The 16,361-nt window shown below is 48.4% G+C and carries 9 protein-coding genes and 1 pseudogene; 4 read left to right on the forward strand and 6 right to left on the reverse strand.

Annotated features, from left to right (window positions below; genetic code table 11):
- A pseudogene (locus tag AJE_RS08790) lies at window positions 1–643 on the forward strand (IS630 family transposase); the annotation flags it as partial.
- Window positions 644–847: 204 nt separating this feature from the next.
- Here the strand turns inward: AJE_RS08790 and AJE_RS08795 are convergent.
- Window positions 848–3,805 carry a TonB-dependent receptor gene (locus AJE_RS08795; RefSeq protein WP_008950560.1) on the reverse strand — a complete coding sequence of 986 codons (2,958 nt, stop codon included), beginning with the start codon at window positions 3,803–3,805 and terminating at the stop codon, window positions 848–850.
- Between the two features lie 25 nt (window positions 3,806–3,830).
- The gene (locus tag AJE_RS08800) at window positions 3,831–6,470 is read right to left on the reverse strand and encodes a glycoside hydrolase family 16 protein (protein WP_008950561.1); all 2,640 of its coding nucleotides are present in this window, start codon (window positions 6,468–6,470) and stop codon (window positions 3,831–3,833) included.
- A 227-nt stretch (window positions 6,471–6,697) separates the two neighbouring features.
- On the opposite strand from AJE_RS08800, the gene AJE_RS08805 reads away from it, so the two are divergent.
- On the forward strand, window positions 6,698–9,955 hold the full coding sequence (locus AJE_RS08805; RefSeq protein WP_008950562.1) for an nSTAND1 domain-containing NTPase: 3,258 nt from the start codon (window positions 6,698–6,700) through the stop codon (window positions 9,953–9,955).
- Window positions 9,956–9,975: 20 nt separating this feature from the next.
- On the opposite strand, the gene istB is transcribed toward AJE_RS08805, so the two are convergent.
- Complete coding sequence (gene istB, locus AJE_RS08810; protein WP_008950208.1) at window positions 9,976–10,722, reverse strand: IS21-like element helper ATPase IstB; 747 nt, start codon at window positions 10,720–10,722, stop codon at window positions 9,976–9,978.
- Window positions 10,723–10,733: 11 nt separating this feature from the next.
- Window positions 10,734–12,287, reverse strand: coding sequence for an IS21 family transposase (istA, locus tag AJE_RS08815; protein WP_039928185.1), 1,554 nt, complete (start codon window positions 12,285–12,287; stop codon window positions 10,734–10,736).
- Window positions 12,288–12,614: 327 nt separating this feature from the next.
- On the opposite strand from istA, the gene AJE_RS08820 reads away from it, so the two are divergent.
- Both AJE_RS08820 and AJE_RS08825 read left to right on the forward strand, forming a co-directional pair.
- Window positions 12,615–12,989: a DP-EP family protein gene (locus tag AJE_RS08820; protein ID WP_008950563.1), complete on the forward strand. Its 375-nt coding sequence runs from the start codon at window positions 12,615–12,617 to the stop codon at window positions 12,987–12,989.
- A 297-nt stretch (window positions 12,990–13,286) separates the two neighbouring features.
- Window positions 13,287–14,249, forward strand: coding sequence for a sensor domain-containing diguanylate cyclase (locus AJE_RS08825; RefSeq protein WP_008950564.1), 963 nt, complete (start codon window positions 13,287–13,289; stop codon window positions 14,247–14,249).
- Window positions 14,250–14,377: 128 nt separating this feature from the next.
- Here the strand turns inward: AJE_RS08825 and AJE_RS08830 are convergent, their stop codons facing one another.
- Together AJE_RS08830 and AJE_RS18450 are read right to left on the reverse strand one after the other, a co-directional pair.
- Window positions 14,378–15,214, reverse strand: coding sequence for a DUF3037 domain-containing protein (locus AJE_RS08830; RefSeq protein ID WP_008950565.1), 837 nt, complete (start codon window positions 15,212–15,214; stop codon window positions 14,378–14,380).
- Window positions 15,211–15,930, reverse strand: coding sequence for a HipA family kinase (locus AJE_RS18450; RefSeq protein WP_039928402.1), 720 nt, complete (start codon window positions 15,928–15,930; stop codon window positions 15,211–15,213). Before AJE_RS18450 ends, AJE_RS08830 begins: the two co-directional genes overlap by 4 nt.
- Window positions 15,931–16,361 lie beyond the last annotated feature (431 nt).

The following is a 16,361-nucleotide window of genomic DNA, read 5'->3' on the forward strand; positions in this document are numbered from 1 at the left end:
TTTAGCTGGATCACCAGTCGCTCCCGACATCCGAAGCAACAACAAAGCGTCCAGGACGCATATATAAAACTTCCAACTGGAAACGATCCTTAACATTCCCGGCACAGTGCGCTTGGAAAATGTGGATGTGTGGTTTCAGGATGAAGCGAGAATTGGTCAACAAAATACGACTACCCGTTTATGGGCTAAAACCGGCTCGCGTCCCCGCGCAGTGAAACAACAACAATTTGAATATGCGCATCTATTTGGTGCCGTGTGTCCGGCAACGGGCGCGACAGAAGCACTGATTGTCCCGTTCCTGAGCAAAGAGATGATGAAAAAGCACTTAGCGCAGCTCTCTGCTGCAACAGCAAAAGGCCGATTTGCTGTTGTGATCATGGATGGCGCGGGTTGGCATACGGATGATATTGCTGACGATTTTGATAATCTGGCTATTTTAAAACTGCCACCGTATTCGCCAGAGCTCAATCCGATAGAACAGGTGTGGAGTTGGCTGCGGCAACATCATTTAGCGAATCGTTGTTTTGAAAACTATGAGGCGATTGTGGATGCGTGTAGCGAAGCCTGGAACAGCTTTATCAGCGATACCGCTCGGGTGATCAAGATGTGCTCAAGAGATTGGGCGATACTGAACAAACTTTAAGATGGAATGGTATTACGCCATGCCGGAGCCAAGTCCGGCAATTTGAAAGATGAGCGCAATGGTGAACTGCTGGCTAATCTGAATTACAAACCCTTTACCTGGCAGCTTGGCTTTTCCTATCTCTTCTGAACACATACCAATCAAGTAAAGCAAAAAAATGCCCGCAAAGCGGGCATTAAAGACAACCAGGGAGTAGCACAACAGTTAGAAGCGGTAACGGGCACCTAAGGTATAACGCGGGCCATATTGCCGGGCGAACAGGAACTGTTCTTCATAACGGCCGTAACCTTGCTCGGTCTCATTGGTCAGGTTGATCCCTTCAAAGAATACCGTAAAGTTATCGGTCACATCATAGTTCACACTCATATCCCACTGTCCGTAGGCTTTAGCAAATTGTGGTGGATTGTCTGAAGAACCCTGGCCCTGGCCAACCCCAATTAGATAACTGTCACGCCAGGCATAAGTCAGTTTCACTGACCAACCATACTGCTCATAGAACAGTTGCAAGTTGGCCGAGTCACTAATCCCTTCTAGCGGGGCTTGCTGCACCAGACTATCGCGATCAAACTCGACATCGCCATTTACGAAGGTCGCATTCACCCCAAAACCAAAACCGGTTTCACCTAACAGATGCTGCCAGGCTACTTCAACACCCTGAACTTTTTTGCGATCGGTGTTCTTCGGTTCAGTGATACTCCAAACGATCAGCGGGTCTTGACTGGTTGGTGAGATTTTATTATTTGCATCACCGTGGCCATTAGCTAACATTTGTTGATAAATAGCCGTAGTATCTGCTTGCTCTCCCCTTGCGATAATTTGCGCTACTGCTTCACGATATCTGGGACCATCCAGGATATCGTGCAAACCTGGGATTGTCGTAGTCGTCAGGCCACGACTGATAAAGTTATCTACGCTCTTGTAGAAATAGCCAACCGCAGCATAACTGCCCGGGGCGTAGTAATACTCTAAGCTTAGATCCAGGTTAGTTGACTCATATGGCAACAAATTGGTATTGCCCTGGCTACCGCTTCTGGAGCCAGGTTTCGGACTGCCGGTTAAGCTGCGGCCGCCAGCCAGATCGCCAAGTGGGGCACGGCTAATGGTTTTACCGATAGAGAAACGACTCACCAGCTCATCAGTCAGGTCAACTCTTAAATCAATACTCGGTAACAAGACGTTATGCTTACCTGTAAACTGAGCATAATTATCCTCACCACCTTCCTCGTACTGCATAATCCATTCAGATTCACTTTCCCAATTAACCTGACGTTCTACCCGCTGCCGCACTGTACTGGTGACATCTGTGCGCTCATAACGTACACCCGCATTTAACTGCACCGGTAAATTTGCGACTTCAAATTCCCAGGCAGATTGCAGATAGAGGCTATCCGTTACTTCACCCACACTGCTGGCACCGGTTAAGCCGTTAAAATAAGCATCCGGTACATAGGCGTCAGTGCCCAGCAAGGCTTCCGTCAGGTACGCCATCTGTCGAGCTACGGCTTCGTCAAAGCTATAGGTGTAATAGTAATTGCTCACCAGATCTCTGCCACCGCCTTTAAATTGATCAAGGAAGTTGCCGGTATCACGCCGGGTAAACATACCGTCCGGAAAAATAAAGGTAAAACTTGGATTAAAGCCCGGACCACCACGTAGCCCACTCCAGGCGTTAGTGCCACCCATTGTTTGATCGGTACGGGCTATACCACCTTTTACCGACACCAGTGGGATTTTAAAACGCGAGTTAAACCAGGTTCCATCCAGCTGATATTGCTTAATTTCTGTTTCACCTGGTGAGTGAATAAACTGGCTAAAGTTAGAGTCAATCTCTGATGGTAACAATTCACGGGTACCGTTACGCCACAGCACATAGGCCTGAGGAATTTCCCCGTTACGATAATCGTAGATTTTTGTCCGCAGACGATCTGAACCCAGAATAACCTGGCCGGCACTGCCCAGACCTTTATCCACACCATTATCGGTTTTGTTGTTTGAATCGTGGAAATCGAAACTTAGCTTGAAGTCATCCGTCAGCTGCCACGCCATATTAAAACCAATAGAGGCCGCTTTGACTTCTGTAGTATCCCGGTTGGCGGTAAAAGAGCCATCGTTACCGCTGATATCGGCAAACACCGCTGTGCCGTTTTTATCTAATTCGTAAGCATTGATATTGCCCCCGAATTCGTTCCAGATCCCCCAACCAATGCTGTTGGTACCAGTCAAGGTGCGGCTGCCGGTATAATCCAGCGTAAACGTCAGATCGTCTGTTGCCGCATACTGAAAGGTTAGCTGACCATTGGTGCGTTCGCGCTGAAAGTCAGCAATACTGTAGTTCATATCTTTTGGGAAGAAATGGTTACCGATTGGTAAACCGTCTGCTCCGACTGGGCGGCGGTCAACTACATACTGTGAATCCAGATTAGGCAGTGGCACATTCGCCTGCCAGCCCTGAATATTCGCCTGCTGGATTTGGAAATCTCGCCGCGAGTGAGAGAACGAGAAAGCCGCTCCAAAGCGATCGTCAGCGAAAGTGTTGCTATACACTGCCGCAAACTCCGGTGTGACATCTTTCCCGGCTTCATTTGAACTATCATGCAAGCCACGACCCATTACCGCAAATTTCTGACCTGGGCTGTTTAATGGCTTGGAGGTCACAATATTCACCGTAGCACCTAAACCGCCGCTAGGTTTATCGGCTCGTGCAGTTTTATAGACTTCTAGCGCACTCACCCCCTCAGACGACAAATTTTCCAGGTTATACGAACGGGTATAACCTGTACCAGGCATCTGCCGGCCATTTAACGTAATCAGGTTAAACGATGGCCCAAAGCCACGCACCGTGATCTGACTACCTTCGCCATTGACCCGACTAACCGAGACCCCAGTGATCCGTTGTAACGACTCTGCCAGGTTAGTATCCGGAAATTTACCCATCTCTTCGGCCGAGATAGCGTCCATTACGCCATAACTTTCACGTTTAACATCCATCGAGCGGGCTAAACTACCGCGAATACCTTTAACCTGAATAATCTCGATCTTCGGTTCAGCATTGTCATCAGACGTCATGCTGTCTTGTGCCATTAGCGGTAAACTTATTCCGGATAACAGCACCATTGACACTGCGGTAGCGACCCGGCTTTTGCTAAAAGTTGTTGTTTTCATCATGTTCTACTCTCGTCGCACCGTATTAGTTATTTGAAATTTCAACATTATCAATCTGATATACGGCACCCTGGCCGGTACCCCAAGCCGGGAATACCATCAGCACGCTGATATCACTGATATCTAAACCGGCATCAAATAAACTTTGTAGCGAGAAGCTGTAGCGTTGCCACTCACCAGTAACCGGCGCCACGCCATTGTTACCCGCACTTAGCGCCAACTCGACTGCCGTCGCTGCACCACTGGATTCAATTTTGAAGAACCAGCTGCTGTTTGGATTGGTTGGCGCAGATACGACGCGCATATCAAAGCTGACGCTACCATTGGCCAATAAGGCACTTGCATCAAAGGCTTCACCTTCGTCAGCCAGGAAACCCAGTACGGTCTCTGGCCAACCCAGAATTTCAAACTGCGCGACCTTGCCGTATGGCGCTCCTACATCAACTACCTTAGGTGTTGAACCGGCACAGCAGTCCCATAATTCCCAACCTGCTTTCACAGCGTCACGGAACAGCACCAACTGGTTATTGCCGGCATTAGGGTTAAAGATTTTCACTTCATTCACGCGGAATACCGCACCTTCGCCAGTACCCCAGGCAGGGAAGATCATCAGTACGTCAATAGCGCTAATGTCCAGACCCGCATCGAACAGCGATTGCAAACTAAAGGTATAAGTTGCCCACTGACCTGTAACGGGGGCCTGGCCGCCATTACCGGCACTTAGAGGTAACTCAACTGCTGAATCACCGCCTGCGGCTTCAATTTTAAACAACCAGGTTGAGGCAGGATTCGCCGGAGCGTTTACAACCTTGACGTTAAATTGCACCACACCATCGGCTAATAGTGCCGACGCATCAAACGGATTACCGCCACCTAGCGGACTTCTGTTATAGAAGCCCAGCACTGTTGGTGAAGCACCTACAGTGAATTGTGCGGCCAAACGATCGGTTTCCTCATCCAGTACTTCAATCGGGGTACTGCCACCACAACAATCCCACATTGGCCAGTCAGCGTTAGCGCCATTGTTAAAGATCACCAGTTCCGGGAACTCCGCAGGCTGAGAAATTTTCACATTAGTCACCCGGTATACCGCACCTTCACCCGAACCCCAGGCCGGGAAAATCATCACTACATCGATTGCCGACAAATCTAAACCCGCTGCATCCAGCATACTTAGAGGGAAAGTGTAGCTTTGCCATTGCCCTGTTACCGGGGCAACACCTTCGCTGCTGGCAGTAAGCGGCAATTCAACAGCGCTAGAGTTCTCGTTACTTTCTACTTTAAATAGCCAACTGGAACCCGGATTTGCCGGGGGGCTAACCACCAACATATCAAAACTGATGCTACCTTTATCTTTTAACGGAGATGCATCAAAAGGACTGGCCACCCCGGGTGGGGTAACAAAGGCAGAGCGGCTAATAAAACCATTAACGGTAGGTGACGCACCCACGACAAACTCGTAAACATTGCCACGGCTGGCATCCTGCACTATGGCTGGAGTAGAACCACCACAGCAATCCCAGGCTGGCCAGTTTGGATTGGGTGTACCATCAAAAATGGTCAGATTCTGTGCCACTCCTGTGGAAGGCGGTACAGGAATAGGCGCTTGCCCTGTTACCAGGGTATCACTATCCAGGTAGCCAGCCCGAATAGTTTCACAACCTTTACCATTGCGGGGATTAGCCTGACATTCATAGACACGAACCCAATCCACTTCGAAAGTCTGGCCGTTTTCAAATGCCGCAGCGTCAATGCCCAGATTATTTACGTTCTCTGGCCAGTTTCCGCCAACAGCTAAATTCAGAATCAGATAAAAACGCTGATCAAAGGGAGCTGCGTTATACTGGGTTTCAAGCTTACCGGTGGCGATATTAAAATATTCGGCGAACCAACCGCGATGGTTTAGACCGATTAACTCCCCGCGACTATTGGTGCGCACCCGGGAAGCCTGCTGGGTTTGATAAAGATAGCCATTAACATACCAACGAATTTCACCCTCCTGCCATTCGATAGCATAGGTATTAAAGCTATCAGCAGGATTAGCTCCGTTCGGTAAAGTGTAAGACTTACCACTACTGGCATTGTTAGGCCAATCACGTCCGTAATGCAAAGTACCGTAAACTTTAGCTTCTACATTACCTTCAGCATCAACGGTTTTAAGATTAACGGCTTCAAAAATATCGATTTCGCCTGATTTGGGCCAACCACCATACACTTCATCAGTTGGCATCATCCAGATTGCAGGCCAAGAACCCTGGCCTGATGGGGCTTTCGCCCTAACCTCGATACGCCCGTACTTCCAGTCCCCCTGATATCGGGTATTTAAACGTGCCGACGTGTAAGGTAAAGGGGCGCCTTCGGCCGCTGGCCTGGCAACAATTTTCAGGGTGCCATTAGAGACAAAAGCATTTTCCGGACTATCGGTATAACATTGTTTTTCCTGATTGCCGCCACCACGACAGTCAATTTCAAATGTCCATTTTCGCCGATCAATACTATTGCCTTCGAATTCGTCACTCCAAACTAACTTCCAGTCACTGACCGGCTTAGTTGTATCTACAGCGGAAAAGTTTGAATTGGTGTTTACATCCCCGCCACAGCCACTTAGCCCCACTGCCAATAGTGCTGCGGCCAGGGGGGTTGCTGTTTTCATTTTAATGGTCATACCCTGAATTCCTGTTTTTTGCCTTGTCACGCCAGCGGCAGGCTACGCCATACCGCCCACTTAAAAATGTAAGCGCTTACATAAGGTAGAACAAGAATTTTCAGCCGTCAATGCACTGTGTAAAAAAAGCTCAGATTTAATTCCGCAGCAATGGTAGGAAAGTTGCACAAACCCCGGGCTATTCGGCAACAATACTTTGTCGCTAAACAAATCAACAACAGCGTGTTATGGTTGATTCCAGCCCTGCGATGACCACGAATAACAACGCCCTTATTATGCAAAACATCTTCTTTTTTGGTGAATGGCAAATTAACCCGGCAGCGAATACGCTGCTAAAGCAAAAGCTCCAATACCAATTGGAGCCCAAAGCCATGGAGTTATTATTACTGTTATGCAGCCACGCCGGCGAAGTGGTCACGACCGATGAAATTATTAACCGCTGCTGGTCCAGGCTGGACACCGGCGATAACCCCTTACATAAAACCCTGGCGCAGTTACGCAAAGCCCTTGGCGACAGCGCTACTCAACCCCGTTATATTGAGACCATCCGTAAACGCGGTTATCGCGCCATTGCAGAGGTGCGCTTCCCGGTTGGGCAAGAGCAGAGTGTTAACGAGCTGAGCTGGCAACAAGGCTCGCCGTTTCCGGGCTTACAAGCCTATGGCGCCCGCTACGCCAGTGTATTTTTCGGCCGCGGCGCACAAATCAGCACTTTGCTATCGCGCATTGCACAACAGGTAAAATTTGGCAGGGCGTTTTGTTTGTTACTGGGGCCTAGCGGAAGCGGCAAATCGTCACTGGTGCATGCTGGTGTGCTGCCTAATTTAATGCAAACAGGTGGCTATCATGGTATCGAAGTACTAAGTTACTCCAGCCTGGATTTAGCCGATGTCGCGCCCAGGCAACTGTTGCTTAATCTGGCCAGCACCCTGTTAGACTGGGAATTGCAGGATGAACCCGTGTTGACAGGTTACAGCGCCGAACAGCTAGCCGCCGCACTAACCGCAACCCCAGAGCTGATTCTGAATATGTTAAGCCAGGCCCTGCAAAATGGCCGGCAGGGCTTAAAGCGCCTGGCACTTTTTGTCGATCGCCTGGAAGTGTTGCTGTCGTCGCCGCTGTTTAATGAAACCGAGCGCAGCCAATTTATCAGCCTGCTGGAGCAGCTAGCCTGTAGCAACAGTGTGTTGGTGCTGAGTGCCTGCCGCAATGAGTTTTACCCTTTGCTGGTTAATTACCCTACGCTGATGGCCGGCAAAGCCAGGGGGGCACATTTCGATTTGGCCGCTCCCACTCGTAACGACTTGCTACAGATGATCAGGCTGCCGGCGCTTGCTGCCGGGCTGGGTTTTGATATCGACCCCGATACCGCCATTCCGTTAGACGAAATACTCTGTAGCGAAGCCGCCAGCAACCCCGACGCCCTGCCAATGCTGCAATACACCTTGCAACAACTTTATTTACAGCGTAGCAGCGACAATAAGCTGCAAGTGGCGACCTATAAAAAGCTGGGCGGTATTGAGGGCGCTATCGGTAAAAATGCCGAGCAAGCCATTTGCACCTTAACGGAAACCGAGCAAGCCAGCTTGCCGGCCGTACTCTCGTTGCTGGTGACACTGCGTGAAGATGAGCAAAGCATTACCAGCCGCACCGCCCGCTTTAGTCAGCTAAATACCGATGCTGAGCGCACCCTGGTACAAACGCTGGTAGAACAACGCCTATTTGTATCGCACTTACAACAAGGCGAGCCCTGCTTTAGTGTGGCACACGAAGCGCTACTGCGGCGCTGGCCGCGCGCCACCGCCTGGATTAGCGAGCACCACGACAGCTTACGCATTAAGAGCCGTCTGCAACATTTGCAGCAGCGCTGGCAGGTCGAACAGGGCAATAGCGCTTATTTATTGGCCCCGGGCAAACCGCTACAAGAAGCGCTGCAGTTAAAACGAAACCCGTTATTTCAGCTCGATACCGCCGAACTGGCCTTTATCGAGGCATCCGCTCAAAAAGCCCGGCAAAAACGCTGGCTACGCCATGGCACTATCGCCGCGCTGTGCTTGTTAACCGTTACAGCCTTTGCCATGAGTTTTAAAAGCTATAACGCCGAACAACAAGCGCAGCAAAAACGCCTGGCTGCCGAAAATCTGCTGGGGTTTATGGTAGGCGAATTTGCCGACAAGCTGCGCAGTATCGGCCGGATGGATCTACTGGATGGTATTAGCAATAAGGCGTTGGAATACTTCACCGACTTTAGCAATAGCAGCACCTTACAAAGCACTGCAGCCATGCTGCAGCACGGACAAACTCTGACTGCCATGGGCGAGGTGGCTTACTCGCGCGGTAAAATAGATGAAGCCAGCGCCGCCCTGCAAGCCGGCCGCAGTCAGTTAGAAGCCGCACTCAAACTACAACCAACAAATCTCGAGCTGCTGAAGACCCTGGGCGCCAATGCCTTCTGGCTGGGACAGATCCAATACGACGCCAGTAACTGGCAGGGCACCCAGCACGAGTTTCAGCGTTATTATCAGTACAGTGAATTAATGTACGAACTGGCGCCCGACAGCCTTGATGCCATTATGGAGTTATCCTACGCCACCAATTCTCTAGGCTCGCTGGCGATAAAACAGCAGCAATTTGCTATAGCGCGGGAAAACTTCGAAGAATCGCTGCGGCTAAAATTACTGGCGCAGGCAAAACAGCCGGAAAATACACAGCTACTAGCCGATATTGCCGATACCCGCTCCTGGCTCGCAAGCGCAACGCTGGCTGAAGGTAATTTACTATCGGCGATAACAATTCACAAAGCGTTACAAAATGACCTTGTCCTGGCTGAAGTAAAAGAGCCGTATTTATTAGACATATTATCCAGCAGTTACCAAATTCTTGCTGATTTTCTCAGTTATCAAGGAGATTTCGAAACTGCACGTGCATTTTATTTAGAGGGTTATCGGACATTAGCAAAGGCGTTAGAGCAAGATCCTGACAACAGTCGTTGGCAGAGAAGAAAACATCTGTTGGATATCAACGCGCTAAACTTTTCAATTAACGACGATATAACAGCAATTGAGCAACACGTGAGTTCACTCAAACACATCTTAACTTCAGGCCCTACTCAACTATCAGATTCGCAACGTAAAGAGCTTTTATCGAGGTTGTGGCTGACAACCGGAGTAAAATTACATCAAATCAATCAGATCGCCTTGAGCGAAAATTATACCGATCTGGCTGTCTCCGGCTATTCAGAGCTAAGTGAAAACTTTCCACTAAATCGAGCACATTATATTGCGTTACTGGAGAGCCAATTATTGCAAGCCAAAACGCGTTCTGTACTGCATGGGCAAGATAAGGCAGTAGTAATTTGTAGAAACATCAAAGAGAGACTTGCTGACATTATCGAAAACAACAAGTGCGTATTTCGGTTTGTCCGGCCACCTGTTCCGGTTTCATCCGGCCAGGCGTTTCGGTGTGATCCGGCCAGCATGATCTGACCTTCGTTTATCCTCTCTTTTTACCCGACTTCTTCACCCTGAACCAGTGTTTTTTTACGTTGTGACTCACCTGTTAATTCCAGTCGGTGGGCATTGTGGATCACTCTGTCTAACAGCGCATCTGCAACAGTTGGATTATCCATTAAGCCGTACCACTCCGAGACCGGTAACTGACTGACGATGATTGTGCTGCGTTGCTCGTAGCGATCTTCAATCACGTCCAGTAAATCGCTCACTTGTTTACCTTTAAATCCCTCAAGGCCCCAATCATCCAAGATCAACATATCTACCTTTTGTAGCTGTACCAGTTGTTTAAGATAGCTACCATCAGCATGCCCCATTTTCAGGCTTTCCAGTAACCGACCTAACCGATAATACAGCACGCGTTTATTCTGTCGGCAAGCTTGCTCACCTAAGGCGCAGGCAAGATAGGTTTTGCCGCTGCCGGTGGGCCCGGTTATCAAGATATTCTGGTGGTACGTCAGGTGATGTCCTTGCATAAGTGGTGTAATTTGTTCAGCTCGCAAGCCGCGCTTTGCCGGATAGCGTAAGCCTTCTGGTGTCGCTTTAAGGCGCAGATTGGCTTGTTTGCGCAAGCGTTGTAAGCGGGTGTTATCCCGCGCCAGATGTTCTTGCTCGACCAGCAATCCCAATCGTTCATCGAAGCTAAGTTCGGCATAGGTATGGGGCGCCAGGCGTTGTTGCTCCAGCGCACTGGCCATAGCCGCCAGCTTAAGCTGGCGTAGTTGGATAAGCAGTGAGTCCATTGGTGTTGTCCTTATTGGTAGTATTTTGAGCCACGGATGTTGGTGTGCGGGCCAGGGATAATGGTTTTAGTTTCATCCGGTTGCCAGCGCATATCTTCACCGTTTTTAAGCAGCTTTTTGATGACCGGTATATAAGGTAGTTGGCGACTGATGGCCAGTGCGCAGGCCTTTTCTAGTCGGTCACTGCCGTAGCGTTTTTGCTCGCTCAGGAGTCCCAGGCAGGTGCGCTGCGCTTGGATAAGATGGTCTTTGTTACGCTCAACCGCTAAGACCACCGCCAGCGTGTTGGTGCCGATATGGGTTGCCCAGCTGCGAATGCGCTCAGGGCTCCATTCCAGATGGGCAGCATGGTTTTCTGGCATGTGCGCTATATCAGTCGTGTGCCGGTAGCGGGTATAGCTGCGCGGATGCTGAGCGACGCATTTCGCCTGATGGTAAACCTTTATCAGCGTTTGCGTGGCACTGATTTCAACCCGCTCACCGACTAAACGGTGTGGCACCGAGTACCAGTGATAGTCGTATTGTACGTGGTAGTCTTTGGCGACTTTGGCAATGCGATAATCGGTGTACTCATAAGCGTAAGGCGGCAGTGGTTGTAATGCAGGCGCATCCAGCAAGTTAAACAACTGCTCACGGCTGGCACCGTTGTAATGCTTCATGGGCCGCTGATTGAGTTCAGTATTCAACTCCCGGATAGCCTGATTTAACGCTGCCAGTGAGTGAAATACCTGATGGCGCAGCCGGGCTAATACCCAGCGCTCCACAATCAGCACCGCAGATTCGACTTTACCTTTATCCTGCGGTTTGCGTGGTCGGGTGGGCATCAACGCACAGCCATAATGTCTGGCCAGCGCTTTGTAATTGTCGTTAATCACCGGCTCGAACTTATCCGCTTTATCAACGGCGGCTTTGAGATTGTCGGGTATCAATAATGCGGGTACGCCACCTAAAAAGGTCAGGCAACGACTGTTCGCCATCAGCCAGGATTCCCTATCCTGACCTTTACAGGCTTCAATATAGGTGTAGTTAGATGCGCCCAGGGTGGCGACGAAGATAGCGGCCGGTTTTATCTCACCTGTTTCTGGGTTCACAATCGGCACTGTCGGGCCACAGAAGTCGATAAACAGCTTCTCACCGGCTTCATGATGCTGTCGCATCGAGCGTTTTTGTACAGCACACCAACGCCGGTAATGTTCACAGTACTGCGTGTAGCCAAGCGCTTTACTGCCGTGCTCTGCCTGATACTCCTGCCATAACAGCAGTTTGGTGACGCCTTTTCTACGCAGCTCAAGATGTACCTGCACCCACGACGGCAAGACCCGCTGCGTACTGTAATCACGGCCAGGAAATAACAGTTTGTCGAGGCTATCAAGCGGATAGTCGGCTGCCAGCGGCCAACTGAGGCCTAAGTTGTTAAAGCGGATAACCAAATCACTGATGGTTGCCCGGCCAATATTTAGCGCCTGAGAGATTTGCCTGTCACTTAACTTGGCCTCAAATTTGAGGCGGAATATATCCAGATAAGTTTGCATATCTGTCCTTACCATTTTCTTTTTACGTGTCATGACTACTCCGGCAAACAGTTAAAAAACTGTTATGCCAAAGACCGTAAAACGAAGGAAGAACAAACTGGCCGGACGATACCGAAACAGGTGGCCGGATGAGGCCGAAATCAGTGGCCGGATGATACCGAAATGGGTGGCCGACTCATGCCGAAATCGCTGGCCGGATCATCCCGAAATACGCAACAAGGAACCGCGGTATCTTATCAACTATGCAAAAGCGTTAGACTGTTTAAATAAAATAAGTGAACACTCAGTGCTGATATCCTTGCTACAACACAATGCGATTACCAATTTCCACTTTTGATCAACACAACCAAGGAAAAGACGATGCCCATTCCCAACGCCTCTCTGATGATCAATGTCATTGTAAATCTAGAACAAGGTGAGCCCACTTTTAGTTACCAAAGCACAAGCGGTGAACCTTTACCCAGTGGCGATATAACCGTTACGGAAGCCAGTACTATTACTTACCGACTGATCGATAATACCGGGAAAGGTTTAAAATTTGTCGGAGCCGGTTTTAGTACGCCATTTGATGGCGTTATCGACGCTGTGACTGTAAGCAGTGATGGCCAATACCTGCAACTGCTGGATACAGATCAAACGGCAGGCGATACTAAATTTCAATTTGTACTATCAAACTCAACGAACTCTTTATTCGTGTTAAGTCCAGATCCGCAAGTTAAAAATGAACCAGATTAAGGTCAACGCAACTACAGATACGCGCGATCTTTAACTTCTGAGCTAGCCCCAACCGGGGCTTTTAACCTTATCAATACGTTCCTGTTCCAACCCGGCTTATACCAATCACTGCCAACGCCAGCAGCCGAGACGGCATTTAATGCCCGCTTATTGCCTATTACTTCCTAATCAGGCCAACAAATAATAAAAATAATCAAACAGAATCAGAAACTTAAAAAGTAAGGTTACCGAAAGGTTCTGGCGCAACCAAGGCTCTATAGTGAGTCATAACAAAACTCACTACTGCGGAACACCAAGATGAGCGTAGCGCCTTTCAAAAGCACTTTATCAGCCGAAGGCAACAGCGGCTTGTCAGTAAGTCGTGACGAAAATACGGCCGACTTTAATATCAACCGCTTTATTCAATATCTGGCCGAAGCGGTTCTGGTGGTGAATACCGATGGGGTAATAGAGTGTGCTAATGCCAAGGCTGCGTTGTTATTAAACAGAATAGAGCGGCCTTTACTTGGTGAATCCTGGCCGGACTTTTTACATGACCGTTGCGTAGCGCAATATCAGGGACTGGTCAAAATAGTAGCGAAACAAGTGCTATCGCTGCAAACTGGCCCCACAGAGATGGTTATTCGCTGCGCCAATGGTGAACTAAAAGATATTGAGCTATCTGTGTCCTTTTTATCAGAACCTGAGGCCAGACTGTTACTGATTTTACGCGACCTAACCCGCCAAAAAGCCGAGTTTGAGCAACTACGCCGCCAGGCGGCAACGGATGCCTTAACCGGCCTGGCAAATCGCCGCAGTTTTGACGAACAATTATTGCACCATTGGCTACAGTGCACGGCAGCAAAAAGACCTCTTAGCGTCATCATTATCGATATCGACTTTTTTAAGCAGTTTAACGACAGTTACGGCCATATTCAGGGTGATGCCTGCTTACGTAAAGTCGCGCGCGCTATTCTGCAAGCAATGCCATTAGACGCACAGCTGGCCGCCCGCTATGGCGGTGAAGAATTTGCGTTGATTTTGCCTAACTATAATGAAATTAAAGCATTAGCCGTAGCCCGAGAGGTTCAGCAAGCGGTCAGGCAATTACAATTTACCGATGCAGCTTTACCTGCTTCTGTTGGCATTACAGTAAGTCAGGGCATAGCCAGTGAAATTAACGGCCAGTTTCGCACCAGCACAGCGCTATTATGCGCCGCGGATACCGCGCTATACCGTGCCAAAGCAGATGGCCGCGACTGTATTAATACCAGTTGCTAAAACATGACACCGATATTTGCAATTGTCGGTAGCACTAAATTGTGTATCCAAGTTGCATACCATTTTTGGCATATTCACTTGCTAGATACGGCAAATCTTAGAAGTTTTAAGCTTCCGATTGGGTAGAATTACTGAAGTTTAAAACCATCTGGTATTAATGCCTGTTTGGCAAAACAGCTAATGCCGGCTTTATCTTTATAATCCAAAGTTTGCACGCCAAAGGCTGCCAATTCACGCTCTACTTCTCTGAATGCACCGAGCAATTTGCTGTCGCTAACTTTTGGCCCCTGTAATGGCAACAAAATATGCTCTTTATGTAGCACATGATGATTTACCAGTCGCCGAAAACGACCAAGCCATTGTTCAGCATGGTCAAACAGCCTAATAGCAGTTTGCTGGCGAAACGCTAAGGGTCTTATCACAAAAAGGCCGTTGGTTTTTGCCACCAGCGGCAGTGTTACTTCAATAAAATTATCCTGAATTTTCTGCTGTTTAAAGTGAGTCAGCTTTTCGTCTTTTAACTGCTGTCGAATGACTTTAACCATTAGGTTTTCTTGATACTCTTCGGTCAGAAAAGTACGGTGCACCAGGCGCTCAAACAACTGTTCAAGCACGGCAGTCGGTTTCTGGTCCAGATATAAAGAACGCAGTTCAGAGTAGCGTATCAAGGTTTCTCTTGGCCGTACCACTTCCTGCATCTGTTGTGCTAACGCCTTTGGGGTGAGCCGAGTGACATAAGTTTGTATCCGTTGTAATTCTTGCTCGACCGTCTGCAGTGTAGCCTTGTAAAGCTTGCCTTCAAGGTCTTCAAAAAAGTCTGTTACACGGGCAAACCGGCTTGGCGCCAGGCGAAAATCAAATAAGCCTAATTCTGGGGCGCACAGTACTATACCGACGTTAGCAAATTCGCCCGTCTCAACATGAGGTAGAAACCGTACTATTGCATACTGATATAGCGTTTTCATATCAGTACCTCCCAAAATTCGTCGCTGTTAAATGAAGCCAGTATGTCGTTTATTTCTGCCAGATAACCCGGCTCTTCTGCCAACCATTCAGGCGGTAAAGTGGCAGCATACTGGGGCAACCCTTGTAACGCAATGGCGAGTTTCGCACTGTAATGCGTACGCCATAGTGCATCATGTTGCGAACCAAACCAAGCATTGTAAGCTAAGTGTAGTTTGGCATTGTCCTTGAAATTATAGTCGGTCTCAAAAGCCAGATTATGGTCTATTACTATATATTGCTTTGAAGCTGCCTGATAAAACAAGTTCGGATTGCCACCTTTTTCGGTAATAGTCCGATCCTCATTTCGGATCCAGTAATCAAAAAGAAATAGATCACGAGCGTATGACTCAGGCATAGATAAAACACTTGTAGGTGTTACCTCCAAAAGATCGGGTACAAGTTCCGATGCAAACACTACACTGTCACCTGCTCCTAACACGCGACTGGCAACGTAATCAAAATGCAAAAGACCTTGTGGTAAGTAAGCACAACAATATGCGGGCACCTTTAATTGTAAAGCCTGACCAAGGTATGCACATACCGCCTCGTTTATCAGTCCTTTACAACCTGCTTGAGGTCCTTTTATATAGTAGTGCTTGTTGTCAGATAATCGGCAGAGATAAGGCTCTGTTCGACCTTGACTGGACTTTTGCTGAATTTCAATTACGTCGAGCACCAAAGCCCCCTTTTGATTGCGGCATTAACATCCAGAATTCTGAAACTGCTTTTAAGTTAGTCAGTTAGTTAGCAGCTCGCAAGTAATTTGCGTCAATCAAGCTGTCTTACCCTACTAAAACCAAGGCTTTGTGCATCGAGAAGCACTTTTGGAAACAAAATTAAACTGTGAGGCTTAACCGAAATTCATGATAAAGGTACAGCTAATAAAGCGGTAAAAAAAGGCCATCACAGCATACTGTTAATGGCTGTCGTTTGAAAATAAAGATTTAACGCAAACCGCCCTACAGTACTTATTCAATGAATCGGGGAGGGTTAACCAATAAGATAAAGTACCATCTTGGGTTCATCTAGCTAAGCTTTATGGATTTTATAGGCGAAAATATAGTTTCATCACTGATTGGCTAGACAATATCAAAATTAGCTAATTTT

This window comes from Alishewanella jeotgali KCTC 22429 (assembly GCF_000245735.1).
Lineage (GTDB): Bacteria > Pseudomonadota > Gammaproteobacteria > Enterobacterales > Alteromonadaceae > Alishewanella > Alishewanella jeotgali.